This is a genomic window from Myxococcus sp. CA033 (genome assembly GCF_013336625.1).
GTDB lineage: Bacteria > Myxococcota > Myxococcia > Myxococcales > Myxococcaceae > Myxococcus > Myxococcus llanfairpwllgwyngyllgogerychwyrndrobwllllantysiliogogogochensis.
Genome location: NZ_JABUMU010000001.1, coordinates 413,780 through 429,315 on the forward strand (window position 1 = coordinate 413,780; position 15,536 = coordinate 429,315).

Annotated in this window: 12 protein-coding genes; 6 read left to right on the forward strand and 6 right to left on the reverse strand. The window is 68.4% G+C overall.

Annotation, left to right across the window (positions count from 1 at the left end; translation table 11 throughout):
- Positions 1-25: 25 nt before the first annotated feature.
- From argG to argC, 3 genes are read left to right on the forward strand one after another with little or no spacing between them, the layout of a single operon-like run.
- Positions 26-1,219, forward strand: a complete 1,194-nt coding sequence (gene argG / locus HUA78_RS01590) for an argininosuccinate synthase (RefSeq protein WP_174453461.1) — start codon at positions 26-28, stop codon at positions 1,217-1,219.
- A 1-nt stretch (position 1,220) separates the two neighbouring features.
- Positions 1,221-2,282: a hypothetical protein gene (locus HUA78_RS01595; RefSeq protein WP_141643554.1), complete on the forward strand. Its 1,062-nt coding sequence runs from the start codon at positions 1,221-1,223 to the stop codon at positions 2,280-2,282.
- The gene (gene argC / locus HUA78_RS01600) at positions 2,279-3,346 is read left to right on the forward strand and encodes an N-acetyl-gamma-glutamyl-phosphate reductase (protein WP_141643555.1); all 1,068 of its coding nucleotides are present in this window, start codon (positions 2,279-2,281) and stop codon (positions 3,344-3,346) included. Before HUA78_RS01595 ends, argC begins: the two co-directional genes overlap by 4 nt.
- A gap of 69 nt (positions 3,347-3,415) precedes the next feature.
- On the opposite strand, the gene HUA78_RS01605 is transcribed toward argC, so the two are convergent.
- Positions 3,416-3,994 carry a hypothetical protein gene (locus HUA78_RS01605; protein WP_174453460.1) on the reverse strand — a complete coding sequence of 193 codons (579 nt, stop codon included), beginning with the start codon at positions 3,992-3,994 and terminating at the stop codon, positions 3,416-3,418.
- A gap of 364 nt (positions 3,995-4,358) precedes the next feature.
- Here HUA78_RS01605 and HUA78_RS01610 point away from each other — a divergent pair, with 364 nt between their 5' ends.
- Entirely contained in the window at positions 4,359-5,240 is an 882-nt protein-coding gene (locus HUA78_RS01610; RefSeq protein WP_174453459.1) for an ATP-grasp domain-containing protein, read from the forward strand.
- Between the two features lie 99 nt (positions 5,241-5,339).
- Positions 5,340-6,941, forward strand: coding sequence for a Na+/H+ antiporter (locus HUA78_RS01615; RefSeq protein ID WP_141643558.1), 1,602 nt, complete (start codon positions 5,340-5,342; stop codon positions 6,939-6,941).
- Between the two features lie 65 nt (positions 6,942-7,006).
- Here HUA78_RS01615 and HUA78_RS01620 read toward each other — a convergent pair whose 3' ends face one another.
- The 5 genes from HUA78_RS01620 to HUA78_RS01640 are packed head-to-tail and all read right to left on the reverse strand — an operon-like array spanning position 7,007 to position 12,409.
- Positions 7,007-7,954 (reverse strand): hypothetical protein, encoded by a 948-nt coding sequence (locus tag HUA78_RS01620; RefSeq protein ID WP_174475509.1) that lies wholly within the window; start codon positions 7,952-7,954, stop codon positions 7,007-7,009.
- Positions 7,955-7,975: 21 nt separating this feature from the next.
- Positions 7,976-8,773, reverse strand: coding sequence for a tRNA pseudouridine(38-40) synthase TruA (truA, locus tag HUA78_RS01625; RefSeq protein WP_174475510.1), 798 nt, complete (start codon positions 8,771-8,773; stop codon positions 7,976-7,978).
- A 1-nt stretch (position 8,774) separates the two neighbouring features.
- Positions 8,775-10,058, reverse strand: coding sequence for a serine/threonine-protein kinase (locus HUA78_RS01630; RefSeq protein ID WP_174453457.1), 1,284 nt, complete (start codon positions 10,056-10,058; stop codon positions 8,775-8,777).
- 36 nt (positions 10,059-10,094) lie between these two features.
- Entirely contained in the window at positions 10,095-11,069 is a 975-nt protein-coding gene (locus tag HUA78_RS01635; RefSeq protein ID WP_174453456.1) for a class I SAM-dependent rRNA methyltransferase, read from the reverse strand.
- Between the two features lie 14 nt (positions 11,070-11,083).
- Positions 11,084-12,409 carry an amidohydrolase family protein gene (locus tag HUA78_RS01640; RefSeq protein ID WP_141643562.1) on the reverse strand — a complete coding sequence of 442 codons (1,326 nt, stop codon included), beginning with the start codon at positions 12,407-12,409 and terminating at the stop codon, positions 11,084-11,086.
- Positions 12,410-14,231: 1,822 nt separating this feature from the next.
- On the opposite strand from HUA78_RS01640, the gene HUA78_RS01645 reads away from it, so the two are divergent.
- Positions 14,232-14,957, forward strand: a complete 726-nt coding sequence (locus tag HUA78_RS01645) for a hypothetical protein (RefSeq protein ID WP_174475511.1) — start codon at positions 14,232-14,234, stop codon at positions 14,955-14,957.
- Positions 14,958-15,536: the final 579 nt, after the last annotated feature.

The window sequence follows — 15,536 nt, forward strand, 5'->3', positions numbered from 1 at the left end:
CGCCTTCCCCGTGAGGAGTGACGACATGAGCAAGAAGAACGTGGTGCTGGCCTTCTCCGGCGGACTCGATACCGCTTTCTGCACGGTGTACCTGCGCGAGCAGGGCTACGCCGTCACCACCGTCACGGTGGACACGGGCGGCTTCCCGCCCGAGCAGCTCGCGAGCATCGCGGCCCTGTCCGCGAAGCTGGGCGCCGTGGAGCACATCAAGGTGGACGCGCGCGGCACCCTCTTCCAGGGCTACCTGCGCTACCTCATCGCCGGCAACGTGCTCCGCGGGCAGCTCTACCCCCTGAGCGTGTCCGCGGAGCGGGCGTGCCAGGCCGTGGAGGTCGTCCGCGTGGCGCGCGAGAAGGGCGTGCAGTCGCTGGCGCACGGCAGCACCGGCGCGGGCAATGACCAGGTGCGCTTCGACGTCGCCTTCCGCTCGCTGGCCGGTGACTTGGAGCTGCTCACCCCCATCCGCACGCTGGGCCTGAGCCGCAAGGAAGAGCTGTCCTTCCTGGCCGAGCGCGGCGTCCACATGCCGCCGAAGCTGGGCTCCTACTCCGTCAATGAGGGCATGTGGGGCACGTCCGTGGGCGGCAGCGAGACGCTCAACTCGTGGAGCGCGCTGCCCGAGGCGGCGTTCCCCTCCGGGGAGATTCCCACCGACTTGAAGCCTCGTCCCCTGACGGTGGGCTTCGAGCAGGGCATCCCCGCGTCGCTGGACGGCAAGGCGCTGGGGCCGGTGGAGCTGGTGGAGGCGCTCAACGTGCTGGGGCGCCAGTACGGCATCGGCCGGGGCATCCACCTGGGCGACACCATCCTCGGCATCAAGGGCCGCGTGGGCTTCGAGGCGCCGGCCGCGCACCTGCTCATCACCTCGCACCGCGAGCTGGAGAAGCTGGTGCTGTCCGGCAAGCAGCTCTTCTGGAAGGAGACCGTGGGCAACCTCTACGGCTCGCTGCTGCACGAGGGGCACTTCTTCGACCCGCTCGTGAAGGACCTGGAGGCGTTCCTCACCTCCTCGCAGGACCGGGTGACGGGCGAGGTGCGGCTCGTGTTGCACCCTCGCTCCATCGTGGTGGAAGGCGTGCGCTCGCCCTATTCGTTGATGGACGCGAAGGTGGCGACGTACGGGGAAGCGAACGTGTTGTGGACGGGCTCGGAGGCCGCTGGCTTCGCCAAGCTGTACGGCGTCGCGCAGATGCTCTCGCACCGGGCGAAGGGAGGCTGACATGAAGGTCTTCGTCGACAAGGTGGGAAGCGTCACCCGCAACCTGGGCCTGGGGCGCACCGTGCACCTCACGCCCGAGGTCAAGGCCGAGGAAGGCGCCGTCATCGCCATCCGCATCCACGGTGAGAAGACGGTCTACAACCAGCTCGAGGACGTCCACGGGCGCCTCGTCACGCTGCACGCGGGCGACATCATGGTGGGCGCCCTGGGGCACCGCAACGCGCTGCACGGCTACGAGGGCGTGGTGCCGGAGTCCGTCACCGTGGGTCAGCGGCTGCACGTGCTGAACATGGGCGGCGTCATCGGCAAGTGCACGTCGCACAACCCCGGCGTGGGCATGCCCTTCGAGGCGGAAGTGCTGGGCCAGGTGCTCGAGTTCCCGGAGCTGATGTCGCGCAACGGGCAGCCGGCGCACGTGATGTCCGGCGCGCTCAAGGGCACGAACGTGGCGGTGAAGTGCCCCGTCGTCTACGTGGTGGGCACGTGCATGAACGCGGGCAAGACGTTCGCCGCCAGCGCCATGGTGCGCAGGCTTGCGCAGGCGGGCTACCGCGTGGGCGGCGCGAAGCTCACGGGCGTGTCGCTGATGCGGGACACGCTGAGCATGCAGGACTCCGGCGCGGACGTGGTGATGGACTTCACCGACGCGGGCATCGTCTGCACGGGGCCGCGCACGGCGGCGCGCGTGGCCAGGGTGCTGTTCTCCGAGCTGGCGGTGTCCGACGTGGACGTCATCGTCGCGGAGACGGGCGACGGCATCATGGGTGAGTACGGCGTCCAGGCGATTCTGGCGGACCCGGAGCTCAAGGCCCTCGCGGGCGCGTGGGTGATGTGCGCCAACGACCCGGTGGGCGCGGCCGGCGGCGTGCGGCACCTGAAGGAGACGTACGGCATCGACGTGGACGTGCTGGCCGGTCCGGCCACGGACAACGCGGTGGGCGTGCGCTTCGTGGAGCAGGTCGTGGGCGTGCCGGCGCGAAACGCTCGCGCGGACCCGGCGGCGCTGGGTGGTCTCATCCTGGAGAAGCTCTCGCCGAAGCTGGGCGCGGGGAGGAAGTCATGACGCGGGCGCATATCTACATCCTGGGGGCCTCCGGTTTCGGCGGAGGCGAGCTGTTGCGGATTCTCTCCGGGCACCCGGCCGTGGCCGGCATCCGCGTCGTGTCCCGGCACCACGCGGGCGAGCCCGTCCACAAGGTGCATCCGCATCTGCGCGGCCTGGTCGACGCGAAGTTCGAGGCGGAGCCGGACTGGCGCTGGCTCGCGGACTCGCAGCAGCCCGTGCTGTTCAGCGCGCTGGGTCACGGTGAGCTGGCCACGCAGTTCCTCGGCCTGGAGAAGAAGTGGGCCGAGGTGGGGCTCGCCGACCGCCTCCTGCTCGTGGACCTGTCCTCCGACTTCCGGTTGGACCACCCAGGACGGTACGCGGGCGCCTATGGCAAGCCGCACCCCGCGCCGGACCTGCTGGGCACCTTCACCTACGGCCTCACCGAGTGGAAGCGCGAGGAGATCAAGGGCGCCAGGCGCATCGCCAACCCCGGCTGCTTCGCCACCGCGGTGCAGTTGGCGCTCTTGCCCATCGCGTCCACGCCAGGCCTGGGCCTGCTGGCCGTCTCCGGTGTGACGGGCTCCTCCGGCTCCGGCTCGCTGCCGGGCGAGGGCACGCACCACCCGACGCGCGCGCACGACTTCCGCGCGTACAAGCCGCTGGAGCACCAGCACGAGGCCGAAGTCGAGGTCATGTTGGTGGCCCACGGCGCGCAGCGCCACCGGCTGGCCTTCGTGCCGCACTCGGCGCCCATGGTGCGCGGCATCTTCGCCACCGTGCAGTTCGAGTGGCCCGAGCACGGCGGCGCGGTGGTGACGCAGTCGCTGACGGACAAGTTCCGCCGCTATTACGAGGGCTCCAAGTTCGTCCGCATCGTCGAGGGCACTCCGCGCGTCGCCGCCGTCACCGGCAGCAACTTCTGCGACATCTCCGTGGCGACGAAGGGCCGCTCCGTGGCCGTCATGGCCGCGCTGGACAACCTGGTGAAGGGCATGGCCGGCCAGGCCGTGCAGAACTTCAACGTGTCCCTCGGCTTTCCCGAGGACACCGGGCTGCGTCAGGCCGCCTGCTACCCGTGAACGACGCCGCGCCCGCTCCGGTGGCCTCGGAGCGGGCGCGGTGGCCCACGGCCTGCTTCGCCGCGAGGGCTAGAGGACGCGGGTGATGGTGAGCTGAGCGATGCCCCCCAGCGAGGACACACCCGCGGGGTTCAGGCAGGCCAGGTTCAACAGCGCCGTCGTGTAGACAATCGACCAGGTCGCGGTGGAGCCGTAGTACTTCCCGTGCAGCACCGTGCCCGCATAGGTCACCACCGTCGTCAGGCCCACGACGCCGACCTCGACCGAGGTGTAGTCGAACCGGGACGTCTCTCCGGTGTTCCAGGTGATGGTGGCCTCGCCGGCCCCCGTCGTCAGCGGGCTCGAACACGTCAGCCCCGTCTGGAGGTTGGGGCCCGTCGATACGCTGCCGTTGAGGACCACCTGTCCGAGCACCGTCAGGCAGTTGCTGAAGGCCGAGGCCGTCGACACGTTGATGTTCTGCGGATTCATCGTCGCCGCTGGCGAGAAGGTCCGGGTGGACGTCCCCAACTCACAGATGACACTCACCGGCTCGACAGCGAGGGCCGAGCCCACCGGAGAGGCCAGCACCGCCAGGAACGCACCTCTCAGCAGCACGCTCCCGAGACGACGCACGTTTCCACCGGCAACCATATCGTCCATTTTCATGATGTCTCCAATGACTGGGTTCAGGCCGGCCAAGACACCCACGCGAAGGCAGACGCCCTCCCAATGACTGTCATCCAGCCCGGCGCCACTCTGGCGACTGGGAATGACGTCAGCAATTGAACCTGAGGGTACGGGTACACCAACGCCGTGCCGGGAGTGCGGGCGATGACGTTGCCCGCAATCAGCGCTGTCAGGCTTCACCTGGGGCTCGCGTCTGTTTCACTCAACGCCCCCACTTCCTTCCAGGCACCGCCCATTCTCGGGCGAGCGTCCCGCCGGGAGCACGTCAGGCCGCGCTCGAGTTCGCGTCGGAGGAGGCCCGCCCGGCAATCCCCGCCGTGCGCCCTCCACGAAAGCGGTGCCCATGCCTCGACGCTCCCGTCCTGCAAGTGCCCTCGTCTTCGGTCGCAATCCCTCTCAGTACGACACATTCGACGTGGAGGCCGAAGCCGCGGAGTCCCTGGGCCTCGACACGTATCAGGTGGACCTGGCCGCCCTCCTCCATGGCAACCTGGAGCGCGCGCTCGACGCGGTACCGGAACATGGAACACTCCGGCTGCTCTACCGGGGGTGGATGCTCACAGAAGAGGAGTACGGCGCGCTCGACGAGGCCCTCTCCGAGCGCGGCCACCGGCTGCTGACCACCCCCACGCAGTACGCCGCCGCAATGTACCTGCCGAACTGGTACCCCCGCCTCGCCCGCTACACCGCGCGCTCCATCTGGACCGAAGGCACGGACGCCCAGGAGGCCTGGCGAGCCGCCCAGGAGCTCGGGCCTGCTCCGTACATCCTCAAGGACCACGTGAAGTCCGCCAAGGAGCGCTGGGAGGAGGCCTGCTTCGTCCCGGCTGGCGCCACGCGCGAGGACTTCGAGCGAACGTGCGCCAACCTCGTGGAGGAGCGTGGTGAACGCTTCGAGCGGGGACTCGTCGTCCGGAAGTACCTGCCCCTCAAGGTCTACGGCAGGATGCCCACCGGCCCCGCGCACCTGGAGTTCCGCCTCTTCTTCGGACACGGCCGCCTGCTCGCGGCCGAGCCGTACCACGAGTTCGACGTCGAGGTTCCGGACTTCACTGCCTTCGAGCCCCTGGGCCGCCGCATCGACTCGCCCTTCTTCTCCCTCGACGTCGCCATGCTGGAGGACGGCGGCTGGGCCGTCGTCGAGGTGAATGACGGCGGCGTCTCCGGCCTGCCTCCGGGGTTGGACCCTCGTGCCCTCTTCGAGCCCCTGCTGGGGGCCGGGTAGCCAGGCACCCGCCACGCCGGCCCCGCCCAGGAGCAACCTTCGCGACGCGCTCCTGGGTTATGGTGCGCAAAGGTTTGACGTCAAAACAGGCAAGGAACGATGCACTTCGAATTGGCCTTCGTCCTCATCTTCGCAGTCGCGACCGCGGTGGCCATCGCGGCGCGGTACTTCAAGATTCCCTACACGGTGGCCCTGGTGGTGGCGGGGCTGACGTTGGGTGCGGTGCATCTCTTCGAGCCGCCGCATCTCACCAAGGAACTGCTCTTCGCCATCATCCTGCCAGGCCTCTTGTTCGAGGCGGCGTTCCACGTCGAGTTCCGCAAGTTCTGGAAGAACAAGCTGACCATCCACGCCATGGCGATTCCGGGCGTGGCGGCCTCGGCGGGCCTGACGGCGCTCATCCTCTCGGAGTGGGTCGAGGGAATGAACGTGGTGAGCGGCTTCGGGATGATTCCGGCGATGGTGTTCGCGGCGGTCATCGTCTCGACGGACCCGATTGCCGTGGTGGGGTTGTTCAAGACGCTGGGCGCACCCAAGCGCCTGCTCATCCTGGTGGAGGGTGAGAGCCTGCTCAACGACGGCACCGCCGTGGTGCTCTTCACGCTGGTGGTGGGCGTGGCGATGGGAGGCCAGTTCACCGTGGGCGGCGCGGTGATGGACTTCATCAAGGTCGCGGGCATGGGCGTGCTGGTGGGCAGCGCGGTGGGGTATGCGGCGGCGCGGGTCATCAAGCGTGTGGATGACGCGATGGTGGAAATCACCTGCACCGTCATCGCGGCGTACGGCTCGTTCGTCATCGCGGAGAACTTCCACTACTCGGGCGTCATCGCGACGGTGGTGGCCGGCATGCTCTGCGGCAACTGGGCCACGCACGAGGGCATGAGCCCCACCACGCGCGTCGCGGTGGAGAGCTTCTGGGAGTACTGGTCCTTCGCGCTCAACTCGGTGGTGTTCCTCCTCATCGGCCTGGAGGTGAACCTGTCGTCGCTGCTGGCGTCGTGGAAGCCGATTCTGGCGGCCTACGTGGCGGTCATCGTTGGACGGGCGGTGGTGGTGTACGGCGTGTCCGCGCTGCTGAGGCTCACGTCGGAGCGCATGCCCTGGTCCTGGAGCGCGGTGCTCACCTGGAGCGGCCTGCGTGGCGCCATCTCCATGGTGCTGGTGCTCAGTCTTCCGGCGGACTTCGACCACCGCGAGCTCCTGGTGAACATGACGTTCGGCGTGGTGGTGCTGTCCATCGTCTTCCAGGGCCTCTCCATGGCGCCGCTCCTGCGCAAGCTGGGCATCACCGGCCTGAAGGACGCGTACCAGGAGCAGTACGAACTGGCGCGCGGCCGGCTGGGCGCCATCCACGCCGCGATGGCCGCGCTCGAGGCCCTGCGTCGCACGCGTGAGATTCCCGCCGACGTGCTGACCCAGTTGGAGAAGGACTACCAGGAGAAGGAGCGCGTGACGGAGACGGAGCTGGCGCAGCTCAAGCAGCAGTCGATGCGCTTCCACGAGGAGGAGCACCAGGAGGCCGTCCGCCGCATGCTCATCGTGGAGAAGGAGTCGCTGCTCAAGGCGTACCAGTCCGCCGCCATTGGCAAGGAGGCCTTCGAGCGACTCACCGCGGAGCTGGATGAGCGCATCGCCCATGCCGACGCCGCGGAGATCCACACGTCGGTGCCCGCCACGCCCGCCGGGGCCGTCGGGACCTGACGTCAGGCGGTCCTCGCGTCACGGGCGGCCTTCGCGGGCTCCCGTGACGCGGGCGCTACGGGCCTTCAGACCGCTGGCGTCTTGGAGGTATCCGAAGTCGCGGGCGGCGCCTCGGAGAGCGACTGCTCGGGCAGGCGAATCACCGGGTCCGGGCGCTCCACCTCCGAGGGAACCGCTTGCACCGCGCTCGCGGTCGCGGCTCCGAGGGACTCCACCGCGGACACGGACGTGTCCACACGTCCCTCGGCGCTCGATGACGAACCATCGACCGATGGGTCCACCCGTGCTTCGGCCCCTGATGCGGACGACACCGGGCTTTGAATCGACGTGTCCACGCGTCCCTCGGCGCTCGCAGCGGATTCGCCCGGACCGGGACTCGACGTCTCGACATGTCCCGCGACGCTCGCGGATGCTCCAGGCGCCTCGGCGGACGTATCGACTCGAGCCCCGGCGGCGGACTCGGCCTCGCGCTGCTCCAGCCGCGCGCCGCCCTGCTCCGCCGCGCGGAGGAACTCGTCGTACTCGGACTTGCGCTCCTCGGCCTTGGATTGGGTCTTCTCGGATTGTTGCGCGGCGGCGGCCCTTCCGGCCTTCAGCGCGCGCGCACTGACAACGATGCCCGCCCCGAACACCGCGACGTTCAGCACCGAGCCCAGCCCACCCAGCCACAATGAGTCCACGCCGCCCTGGACGTAGCCCAGCGCGAGCACGAAGACCGCGCCGGACACGGCCGCGCCAGCCGCCGTCTGCCAGGGCTTCAGCTCCATCACCCGGCCCGCGCCGTAGCAGAGCACCGGCAGCACGCCGACCAACCACACGTTCTCCAGCAGCACCGCCACCAGCACCTTCAACGAGTGGAAGGGCAGCGCCTGCACGCGCAGATTCAGCCGCAGCGTCAACGACACGCTGAGGGCCGAGCCCAGGACAAGCGAGATGAAACCCAGTCCAACGATGAACTGGAAACGGCGGATTCGAACACGCAGCGGCTCGAGGACACTCGGCTTGGGGCTCACGGGCAGGCAGCCTACCCCAGTTCAGCCCTCGTCCTCGTCCACGTCCGCTTCCCCCCCCGGAGTCCGAGGAGGCGGGCCGTCCGCGTAGAAGACCTCCTCCAACACCAGCCCCTGGGGCGGCGCCGTCTGTCCCGCGAGCTTCCGGTTGCGCGAGGCCAGCACCTCCGCCACCCACGCCTCGGGCCGCTTCCCCTTGCCCACGTCCACCAGCGTCCCCACGAGGTTTCGCACCATGTGCTTCAGGAAGGCCGTGCCCTCCACCACGATGGAGATGGCGCCCCCGGCCTCCCCCTCCACCGCGATTTTCCGCACCTCGCGAACCGCGTGCTTCGCCTGGCAGTCCGCGGCCCGGAACGCGGAGAAGTCATGCCGGCCCAGCAGATGCGCGGACGCCCTGCGCATCGCCTCGACATCCAGCGGCGCGAAGACCTCCCAGTGCGTCGTGCGGTGCAGTGGGGAGCGCGTGCGGCGATTGTTCAGACGGTAACGGTAGCGCTTGCCTCGGGACCAGCGGCGCGGGTCGAACCCCTCGGGTGCCTCCACCGCGTCCACCACCGCCACGTCGTGCGGCAGCAGGCCGTTGAGCCCCATGACGTACGCCTTCATGGGCAGCACCCGCTCGGTGTCGAAGCAGATCACCTGCCCCGTGGCGTGGACGCCAGAGTCCGTGCGCCCGGCGGACCGTACGGACACGGGCTCGCTCAAGAGCCGCGACAGCGCCTCCTCCATCACCGCCTGGAGCGAGCGCCCATTGGGCTGCACCTGCCAGCCCACGTAGCGAGTGCCCTCGTATTCGAGCGTCAGCTTCAGCCGAGGCATGTCAGCGGTACTTGAGCCAGGACTCGAGGAGCTCCGCCACCATGCGCCCCGCGGGGACACCGTTGCGCCGGGCCACCGCCTCCACCGCCTCCAGCACCTCCATGGAGAGGGGCACGACCAGCATGCGCGGCTCGGTGCGCTCGTCGGGCCCCCCCGGCGCCAGGGCGGCAATGCCCGGGGGGATGGTGAGCGGCGCGGTGACGGCGGGAGGTGGCTCGGACACCGGGGCCGGAGGAATCCCGGGGTCCAGGGATGCCACGACCTCCGACAGCTCCAGCGCCTCCTCGGCGGTGGGCGCGGTGGCGTTGCGGCTGCGCAGCCGGCGCTGCTCCTCCTGGAGCTCCTCCTCGAAGAGCTGCTTGATGAAGTTGGCCAGGTGCAGCGGCGTGGGCGTGAAGTCGTACGCGTCCAAGAACGCGTCCAGGTCCTTCTGCATCTCCGCCGCCGTCTGGTAGCGCCTGTCGCGGTCTCGCTCCAGCGCCTTCATCAGGATGACTTCCACGCGCTCGGGCAGGTCCTCGCGGAAGTACGAGGGCGCGTAGATCTTCCCCTCGGTGATGCTGCGCATCACGGCGACCTCGGACTCGCCCGTGAAGAGCTTGAAGCCCGTGAGCCACTCGTAGAGCACCACGCCGAGCGAGAACACGTCGCTGCGGCAGTCCAGCGCCTTGCCCAGACACTGCTCCGGGCTCATGTAGCTGAGCTTGCCCTTGATTTCGCCCGTGCGCGTCTGGCCCACCTGGTTGGCGGCCTTGGCGATGCCGAAGTCGAGAATCTTCACCGAGCCGTCGAAGGCGACGACGATGTTCTCCGGCGACACATCCCGGTGGACGATGTTGAGCGGGCTGTCGTACAGGTCCGCCTTCGTGTGCGCGTGGTGCAGGCCCGCGCAGACACACGAAGCAATCTTCACCGCGTACACCAGCGGGAAGGGAATCCCGAGCGCCTCCGCCTTGGGGACGACGCGGCGCATGTCCCGGCCGGCCACGTACTCCATCGCGATGAAGTAGCTCTCCGCGATCTTCCCCAGGTCGTGAATCTGCACCACGTTGGGGTGGTTGAGCTGGGAGGCGAGCCGGGCTTCGTTGAGGAACATCTTCACGAAGGCCGCGTGCTTGGAGAGGTGCGGGCGGATGCGCTTGATGACGACGGGCGACTCGCGGCCGTCCTCGCCTTCCTGGTGCGCGAGGAAGATCTCCGCCATCCCTCCGACGGCGATGCGGTCGATGAGCCGGTACTTGCCGAAGCGACCGGTTTCGCGCTGCTGCGGTGCGGCGGGAGACATGGCGTCCTGACCTTACCCGCGCCAGGGGCCCTGGTGCTAACGAAGTTGGACGACGTGGACCTTCAAGGCCGGCTCCTGGCCAGGAGGGCTCGGAAAGTCGAGGGAAGAAGGACCCGAGGAATCCACCGCCCTGCCCTGCCGCCCCGCGAGGGAGAGGCCCTCGGACACCATGGCCTCGAAGCGCCGGGCGGGCAGGCCCGCGTGGTTGCAGCAGGCGACCAGCCGTCCCCCGGGGGCGACGACGCGCGCGGTGGCCTCGGCCAGCCGGGCATAGTCACGGGCGGCGGAGAAGCGGGCCTCCTTCGTGTTGGAGAACGACGGAGGGTCCGCGATGACGAGGTCGAACGTCTCGCCCTTCTTCGCCAGACGCTTGAGCCAGTCGAAGACATCACCGGCCACGTAGTCATAGCGGTCCACGGGCTGGCCATTGAGCTGGGCGTTCTCCTCACCCCACTCCAGTACGCGGCGACTCGCGTCCAGGTTGAGCGCCCGCTTCGCGCCGCCCGCTTTCGCCACCACTCCGAATGCACAGGTGTAGGCGAAGAGGTTGAGCACGGTGAGGCCGCGCGCCTCTTTCAAGAGCCACGCGCGAGTGTCGCGCATGTCCAGATACAGCCCCACCGAGAGGCCCTGTCCGGGGCGGATGAGGAAGGACAGGCCGTTCTCCAGGGCCGTGAGGGACTCCACCGGCTCGCCCCGGGCGGAGGTCTCCGGGGCCAGCGTCTCCTTCGCCACGTTGGCGAGGACCCGCGCCTCGCGGGGACGGCGCTTGAGATACAGGCTCGTCGGCGCCCACGCCGTCATCGCGGCGTCGAGCAGCGCTTCTTCCTCCGTGGGAGAGAAGTCGCGGTAGAGGCTGAGGACATACAGGCCACCGAAGCGGTCCGCCGTCACGTCGGGGACGCCATCGGCCTCGCCGTGGAGGACGCGGAAGGCGGTGGTGCGAGCGTCGGTCAACAGGGGGCCGCGCCGGGCGTGCGCGGTCCGAAGCGTGTCCACGAGGGTGGGCATGGGCCCTCCCTGTATCAGCTTCCCAGTCGGGCGCGAGACCAGACGCGCTCGAGCGCCTCGGTGGCGGCGCGGGAGAGGTCCACGTAGTCGGAGCCCAACAGCTGGCCTTCGCGCACGCGGACGCGTCCATCGACGATGGTCCAGGCCGCGGGCGAGCGGGCGAGCTGGCCGATGAGATACGGCGAGTAGCCCGTCTCGGGGTCGGCCGCGGGCACGGAGTCGTAGACGACGAGGTCCGCGAGGCTGCCCTCCTCCACGGTGCCCGAGGGCAGGCCGAACAGGCGGGTACACAGCTCCGCGGGGCCGCTGACGAGCAGGTGCGCGAGGGTGCTGTCCACGTCCGGCAGGTGCCCGGCGCGGGAGATGCGCAGCACGCCCACGAGGGCCGCGAGCAGCTCGTCCTGAAGAGTGCCGTGCCCCCCCGTGCCCAGGCCAAGCAGGTGCAGCCGCAGGAGGATGGCCTCCATCGGGTCCGTGCCGCGCTCCAGGGTCCGCACGCCACGGGCCGCGAGCGAGACGAAGGTTTCAGTCTGCTCCAGGCGCGCGGCCTCGGAGCTGTCCAGCGCGCGCGCATAGCCGGCGATGGCGCGAGGACCCAGCAGGCCCAGCGCGTCGAGCCGGGGCACCACCCGCTGACCGTGGCGAGCGTAGGTGGTGCTGAGGTCGTCCTCGTTCTCCGCGAGGTGGAAGACGGTGGGGACTTCGAGCTCCGCGCTGAGCCGGGAGATGCGCGAGAGGAGCGAATCCTCGCAGGTATACGAGGCGTGGAAGCCGAGGGCCCCGCGCACCAGGGGGTGCTTCGCGTAGCGGCGGGCGAAGTCCGCGTTGGCGTCGAGCCAGGCGTCAGCCTGAGCGGCGCCATCCATGCTGTGGGTGGCGTGGCTCGTCACCAGTCGGAGGCCGACGCTCTCGGCCGCGCGGGCCTGGGCGGTGAGCCCTCCGGCCACGTCGGCGCAGGCGAGGTGCTCCACGACGAGGGTGACACCATCTCGAAGCGCGCGGGCGGCGGCGAAGCGCGTGAGGGCCTCGATGTCCTCGGAGGAGACGAGGCGGGCCACGCGGCGCATGCGCTCCAGTCGCTCGCGAGGCGGCAGGAGGAGGAACTGGCCATTGGGCGGCAGGAGCTGGCCGTTGACGAGGTGCGAGTGGCTGTCCACGAGCCCGGGGGCGACGAGGCGGCCTCGACAGGCCACTTCCCAGTCACCTGGAAGGACAGGCACCTGCGCGTCCGGAGCGACGCGGCGGATGACACCACCCTCGACGACCACGGCCATACCGCGCCTGACCCGGCCATCCGCCCGGAACACAGCGCAGTTTTTCAACAGCAGGCGACCTTCCATGTCCGGCAACTGTCATAGCACGGGTCAATGGAGGTGGGAGCGGGGTAAGTCCAGGAATCCGGGGTCGGCAACGAGGGCTTGCCAGAGGAGGCGACTCAGGGCAGGGCGCCCCGCTCCGCCGAGCCAAGGGGTCCATGGACCGCACGACTCACCGCCTCGGCTCCGTCCCCGCTGAGGAGTGGGGGCCTTGTACCCGCCAACGAATCAGGGAGGCGGCGCATCACATTCCGTCTCAGAGGGGACGGGTATCCGAGGGTATCCCGGTGCCCTGCACCTCCCTGCGACACAGCGAACTCGAGGCGAGTCCGAGCACATGACGCAGTAGTAGCCACAAGCAGCGTGTACGAGATGGCTGATACGTGGCAGTTCCTCATTCACCACCTTCTTCGAACCGACCAGCCAACACGCATCATACGGAACAGGCTGCAACGCAACGAGCGAGCAGTCGTCATCGACCTGACAGGTTGAGAGTTCCTCGATCTCCGCGGCGGCGGCCCACCATGTCTCGCGGCATTCAGGCGAGAGCTCCCAATTATCATTCGGGTCGAGAAGTTCCTCACGGCCAGCAGACACAAGGCACTCAGATATCTTCCTGGCATGCGCGACATCGCGGGGCACCACCGAGTGTGAACACCCCCATAGAGCCAGCACGAGGAGAAGTCCCATGCCCTGAAGAATCTTCATGTCCCCAATCACGGTCCTCCCCCTGGTCATGACACTCAAGGGATGACCTGCTCCCCCTGGGATTGAGGCTGAGTTTCCATCCATCGCTCATGGTGGCGGGTCCGCAGTAAGACCTGGAGCGTGACGACGCCACGTTTGCTGGCGCCAGCCCTCCGCTCGCAGCAAACGCTCAATCTGTCTCCAGCCACAGCACCGTCATGGCACTCCCTCCAGGAGAAGTTGGGCCAGTTACCCCAATGCTCGATGCGGGGGCCCTTCAGGACAACACCCGTCTCACGCCGCAGATGAGCAAGCACCTCGGACCGCGATTCGCACGAAGCGCTGGACTCAGCACGACCCCAGAACATCAGAGCGAGTTGCCCGACCGAGAGAAACTCGAGCCAGACACTCCCTGACCGCCCCGCCAGCACCGCTGTTCCCGTGGGGGGAGTCCCGGCCGCGCTTCCCCATGGTTCCTAGCAGACTTCTGTCAGGACACGACCCGCCACGTGGACGGGCACGCAACTCTTTCCTGAAGCGTCCTCGGCCAGGGCAGAACCCGAGATGAGCATCACCGCCCATGCGCCGTGAATGAGGCTTCTCCGGACAGACATTTCCGCTCCATTCCCTGGGGCTTCTCGTGAGAGGCCATCCTAACCCTTGACCTCCACCGCACCGAGAGAAACACGTTCCACGCAAGCAACGTCGAACCATGACGTCGCCATGATTTAGACCGTGCGTCCATTCGATATGCTCCGTCGGCCTCCATCTGAACGCCGAGCCTGGGCTCACGTCTCCGAAAGCTGCCTCGAAGCGAATTTCATTCGAGGAACAGGAGAGTGCTGGAGTGGAGCGGACGCGGCGGACGGTCCCTGCTTCGCCAGGGGGGTGGCGGAACGGCTTCTCGTAGCGGGGCGAGGTCGGCGGCGGGAAGGAGTCCAGGACGCTGCACGAGACAAGAAGACAACGGGCTGGTTTGTGTTCCTGGAGCCCTATCCGAGCGGCGGCGGGGCTGCCTATAGTTGTCGCATGAGCCATGCGTCGTGGAACGCGGATCTTCAAGGTCGCGCACCAGCGAGGTCATCTTGCTCATCCGACATCCCGCCGGTCCCGCGGTGCAGCAGACAGGAGATTGAGCGTGACGAAGAGAGCACTCTTGTTGGCGGCGGTCCTGGCCGCGGGTTGCGGCAGTGAGGCCAAAAAGGCCATCGAGCAGCGCCGCATGGCCGTGGCCCCAAAGCTCGCCAAGGTGACATCCATCGCGGACCAGGCGCGGGCGCTGCCGCCGGTGAAGGAGGGCTCGCTCACGCTCGGCGCGGCGCCCCTCGTCATGGCCTTCCTCACGACCACGCCGCTGCGCACCGGCACCGTGGTCTACGCCGAGGACCTCGACGACCTCTCGGTTTTCAAGGACGAGCCTCCGCACTACAAGATGCGGGTGAGGCAGGCGGGGCTGATTCAGGCCTGCGGCCAGCTCCTCTCCAAGGGCACCTACGGCATGCAGACCGCCGCCAACGTGCACGCCAACGTCGCCATCGAGTACCTCGATGCCTGCGCCAACCTCGCGTACGTCTTCGTGCTGCGCACCCGCGAGGTGAAGGGGCGCTCCTTCGAGGGCGACGTCGTCGCCTTCGACCTCGCCGACGGAAAGCCCATCGGAGGCTTCCCGATCTCGTTCACCAGCGAAGGCCGCCGCGACCAGGTGAGCAACACCACGAAGAGCGTGAGCACGCGACGGGTGGGTAACCGCAACCGCACCACTGTCACCGAGACGACCACGACCGCCACGGTGGATGCTGATCGCGAACAACTGCGCAGCGACCTGGATGGCGAGATCGAGGCCGCGATCGTGAAGCTCGCTCCCTCGAGCAAGTGGCTCAACTGACCGAGGTACCCCGAAGACGGTAGCGGGCCTGGAGCGTAATGGTGAAACCTTCACAGGGCCTGCAAGACCTCGTGGGTCTTGCGCCCTGTGAAGCGCCTCGCGAGCGCGCGACTTCACAGAATCGCCGAGTCAATGTGACGACACGCGAGGCTTCCTCGTCCTGCTTGATGCGAGCCACCGTCACCGCCTCCGCGGAGGCCAACTCGACGGGCCTTTCACATACGGCCGTGCCCGTTGCTTCGCGAGGTGAGTGCATCGAAGCGCGTACCCTTCGACCCCTCAGGCATTTCAGCGATGGGCCGAGGATGCTCGATCCGGGCATGCGCGCGTTATCCACCATCGCCTTGGGCTCACGTCGGTTCGTTGTGCCGCCCGTCCCGTCTTGCCCCGCTCTCGTCCCCGTTTGCGGGGCTCACTGGGGGGACATGCGGCCCCGCAGGTCAGCCCGCTCACGCCGGCCGGGAGCATCACTCAGGGGACTTCCTCAACCCCGCTCCACCTTCCCCCTTCAACAGGGCGTCTATCCCGCATATCCGCTGTCTTCGTGACCATGAGGCCCATTGTCCGGAGGGACAGTGT

Coding starts and splice junctions, on each gene's coding strand:
- argG (WP_174453461.1), top strand. CDS start 26: ATGAGCAAGAAGAACGTGGTGCTGGCCTTCTCCGGCGGACTCGATACC.
- HUA78_RS01595 (WP_141643554.1), top strand. CDS start 1,221: ATGAAGGTCTTCGTCGACAAGGTGGGAAGCGTCACCCGCAACCTGGGC.
- argC (WP_141643555.1), top strand. CDS start 2,279: ATGACGCGGGCGCATATCTACATCCTGGGGGCCTCCGGTTTCGGCGGA.
- HUA78_RS01605 (WP_174453460.1), bottom strand. CDS start 3,994: ATGAAAATGGACGATATGGTTGCCGGTGGAAACGTGCGTCGTCTCGGG.
- HUA78_RS01610 (WP_174453459.1), top strand. CDS start 4,359: ATGCCTCGACGCTCCCGTCCTGCAAGTGCCCTCGTCTTCGGTCGCAAT.
- HUA78_RS01615 (WP_141643558.1), top strand. CDS start 5,340: ATGCACTTCGAATTGGCCTTCGTCCTCATCTTCGCAGTCGCGACCGCG.
- truA (WP_174475510.1), bottom strand. CDS start 8,773: ATGCCTCGGCTGAAGCTGACGCTCGAATACGAGGGCACTCGCTACGTG.
- HUA78_RS01630 (WP_174453457.1), bottom strand. CDS start 10,058: ATGTCTCCCGCCGCACCGCAGCAGCGCGAAACCGGTCGCTTCGGCAAG.
- HUA78_RS01635 (WP_174453456.1), bottom strand. CDS start 11,069: ATGCCCACCCTCGTGGACACGCTTCGGACCGCGCACGCCCGGCGCGGC.
- HUA78_RS01640 (WP_141643562.1), bottom strand. CDS start 12,409: ATGGAAGGTCGCCTGCTGTTGAAAAACTGCGCTGTGTTCCGGGCGGAT.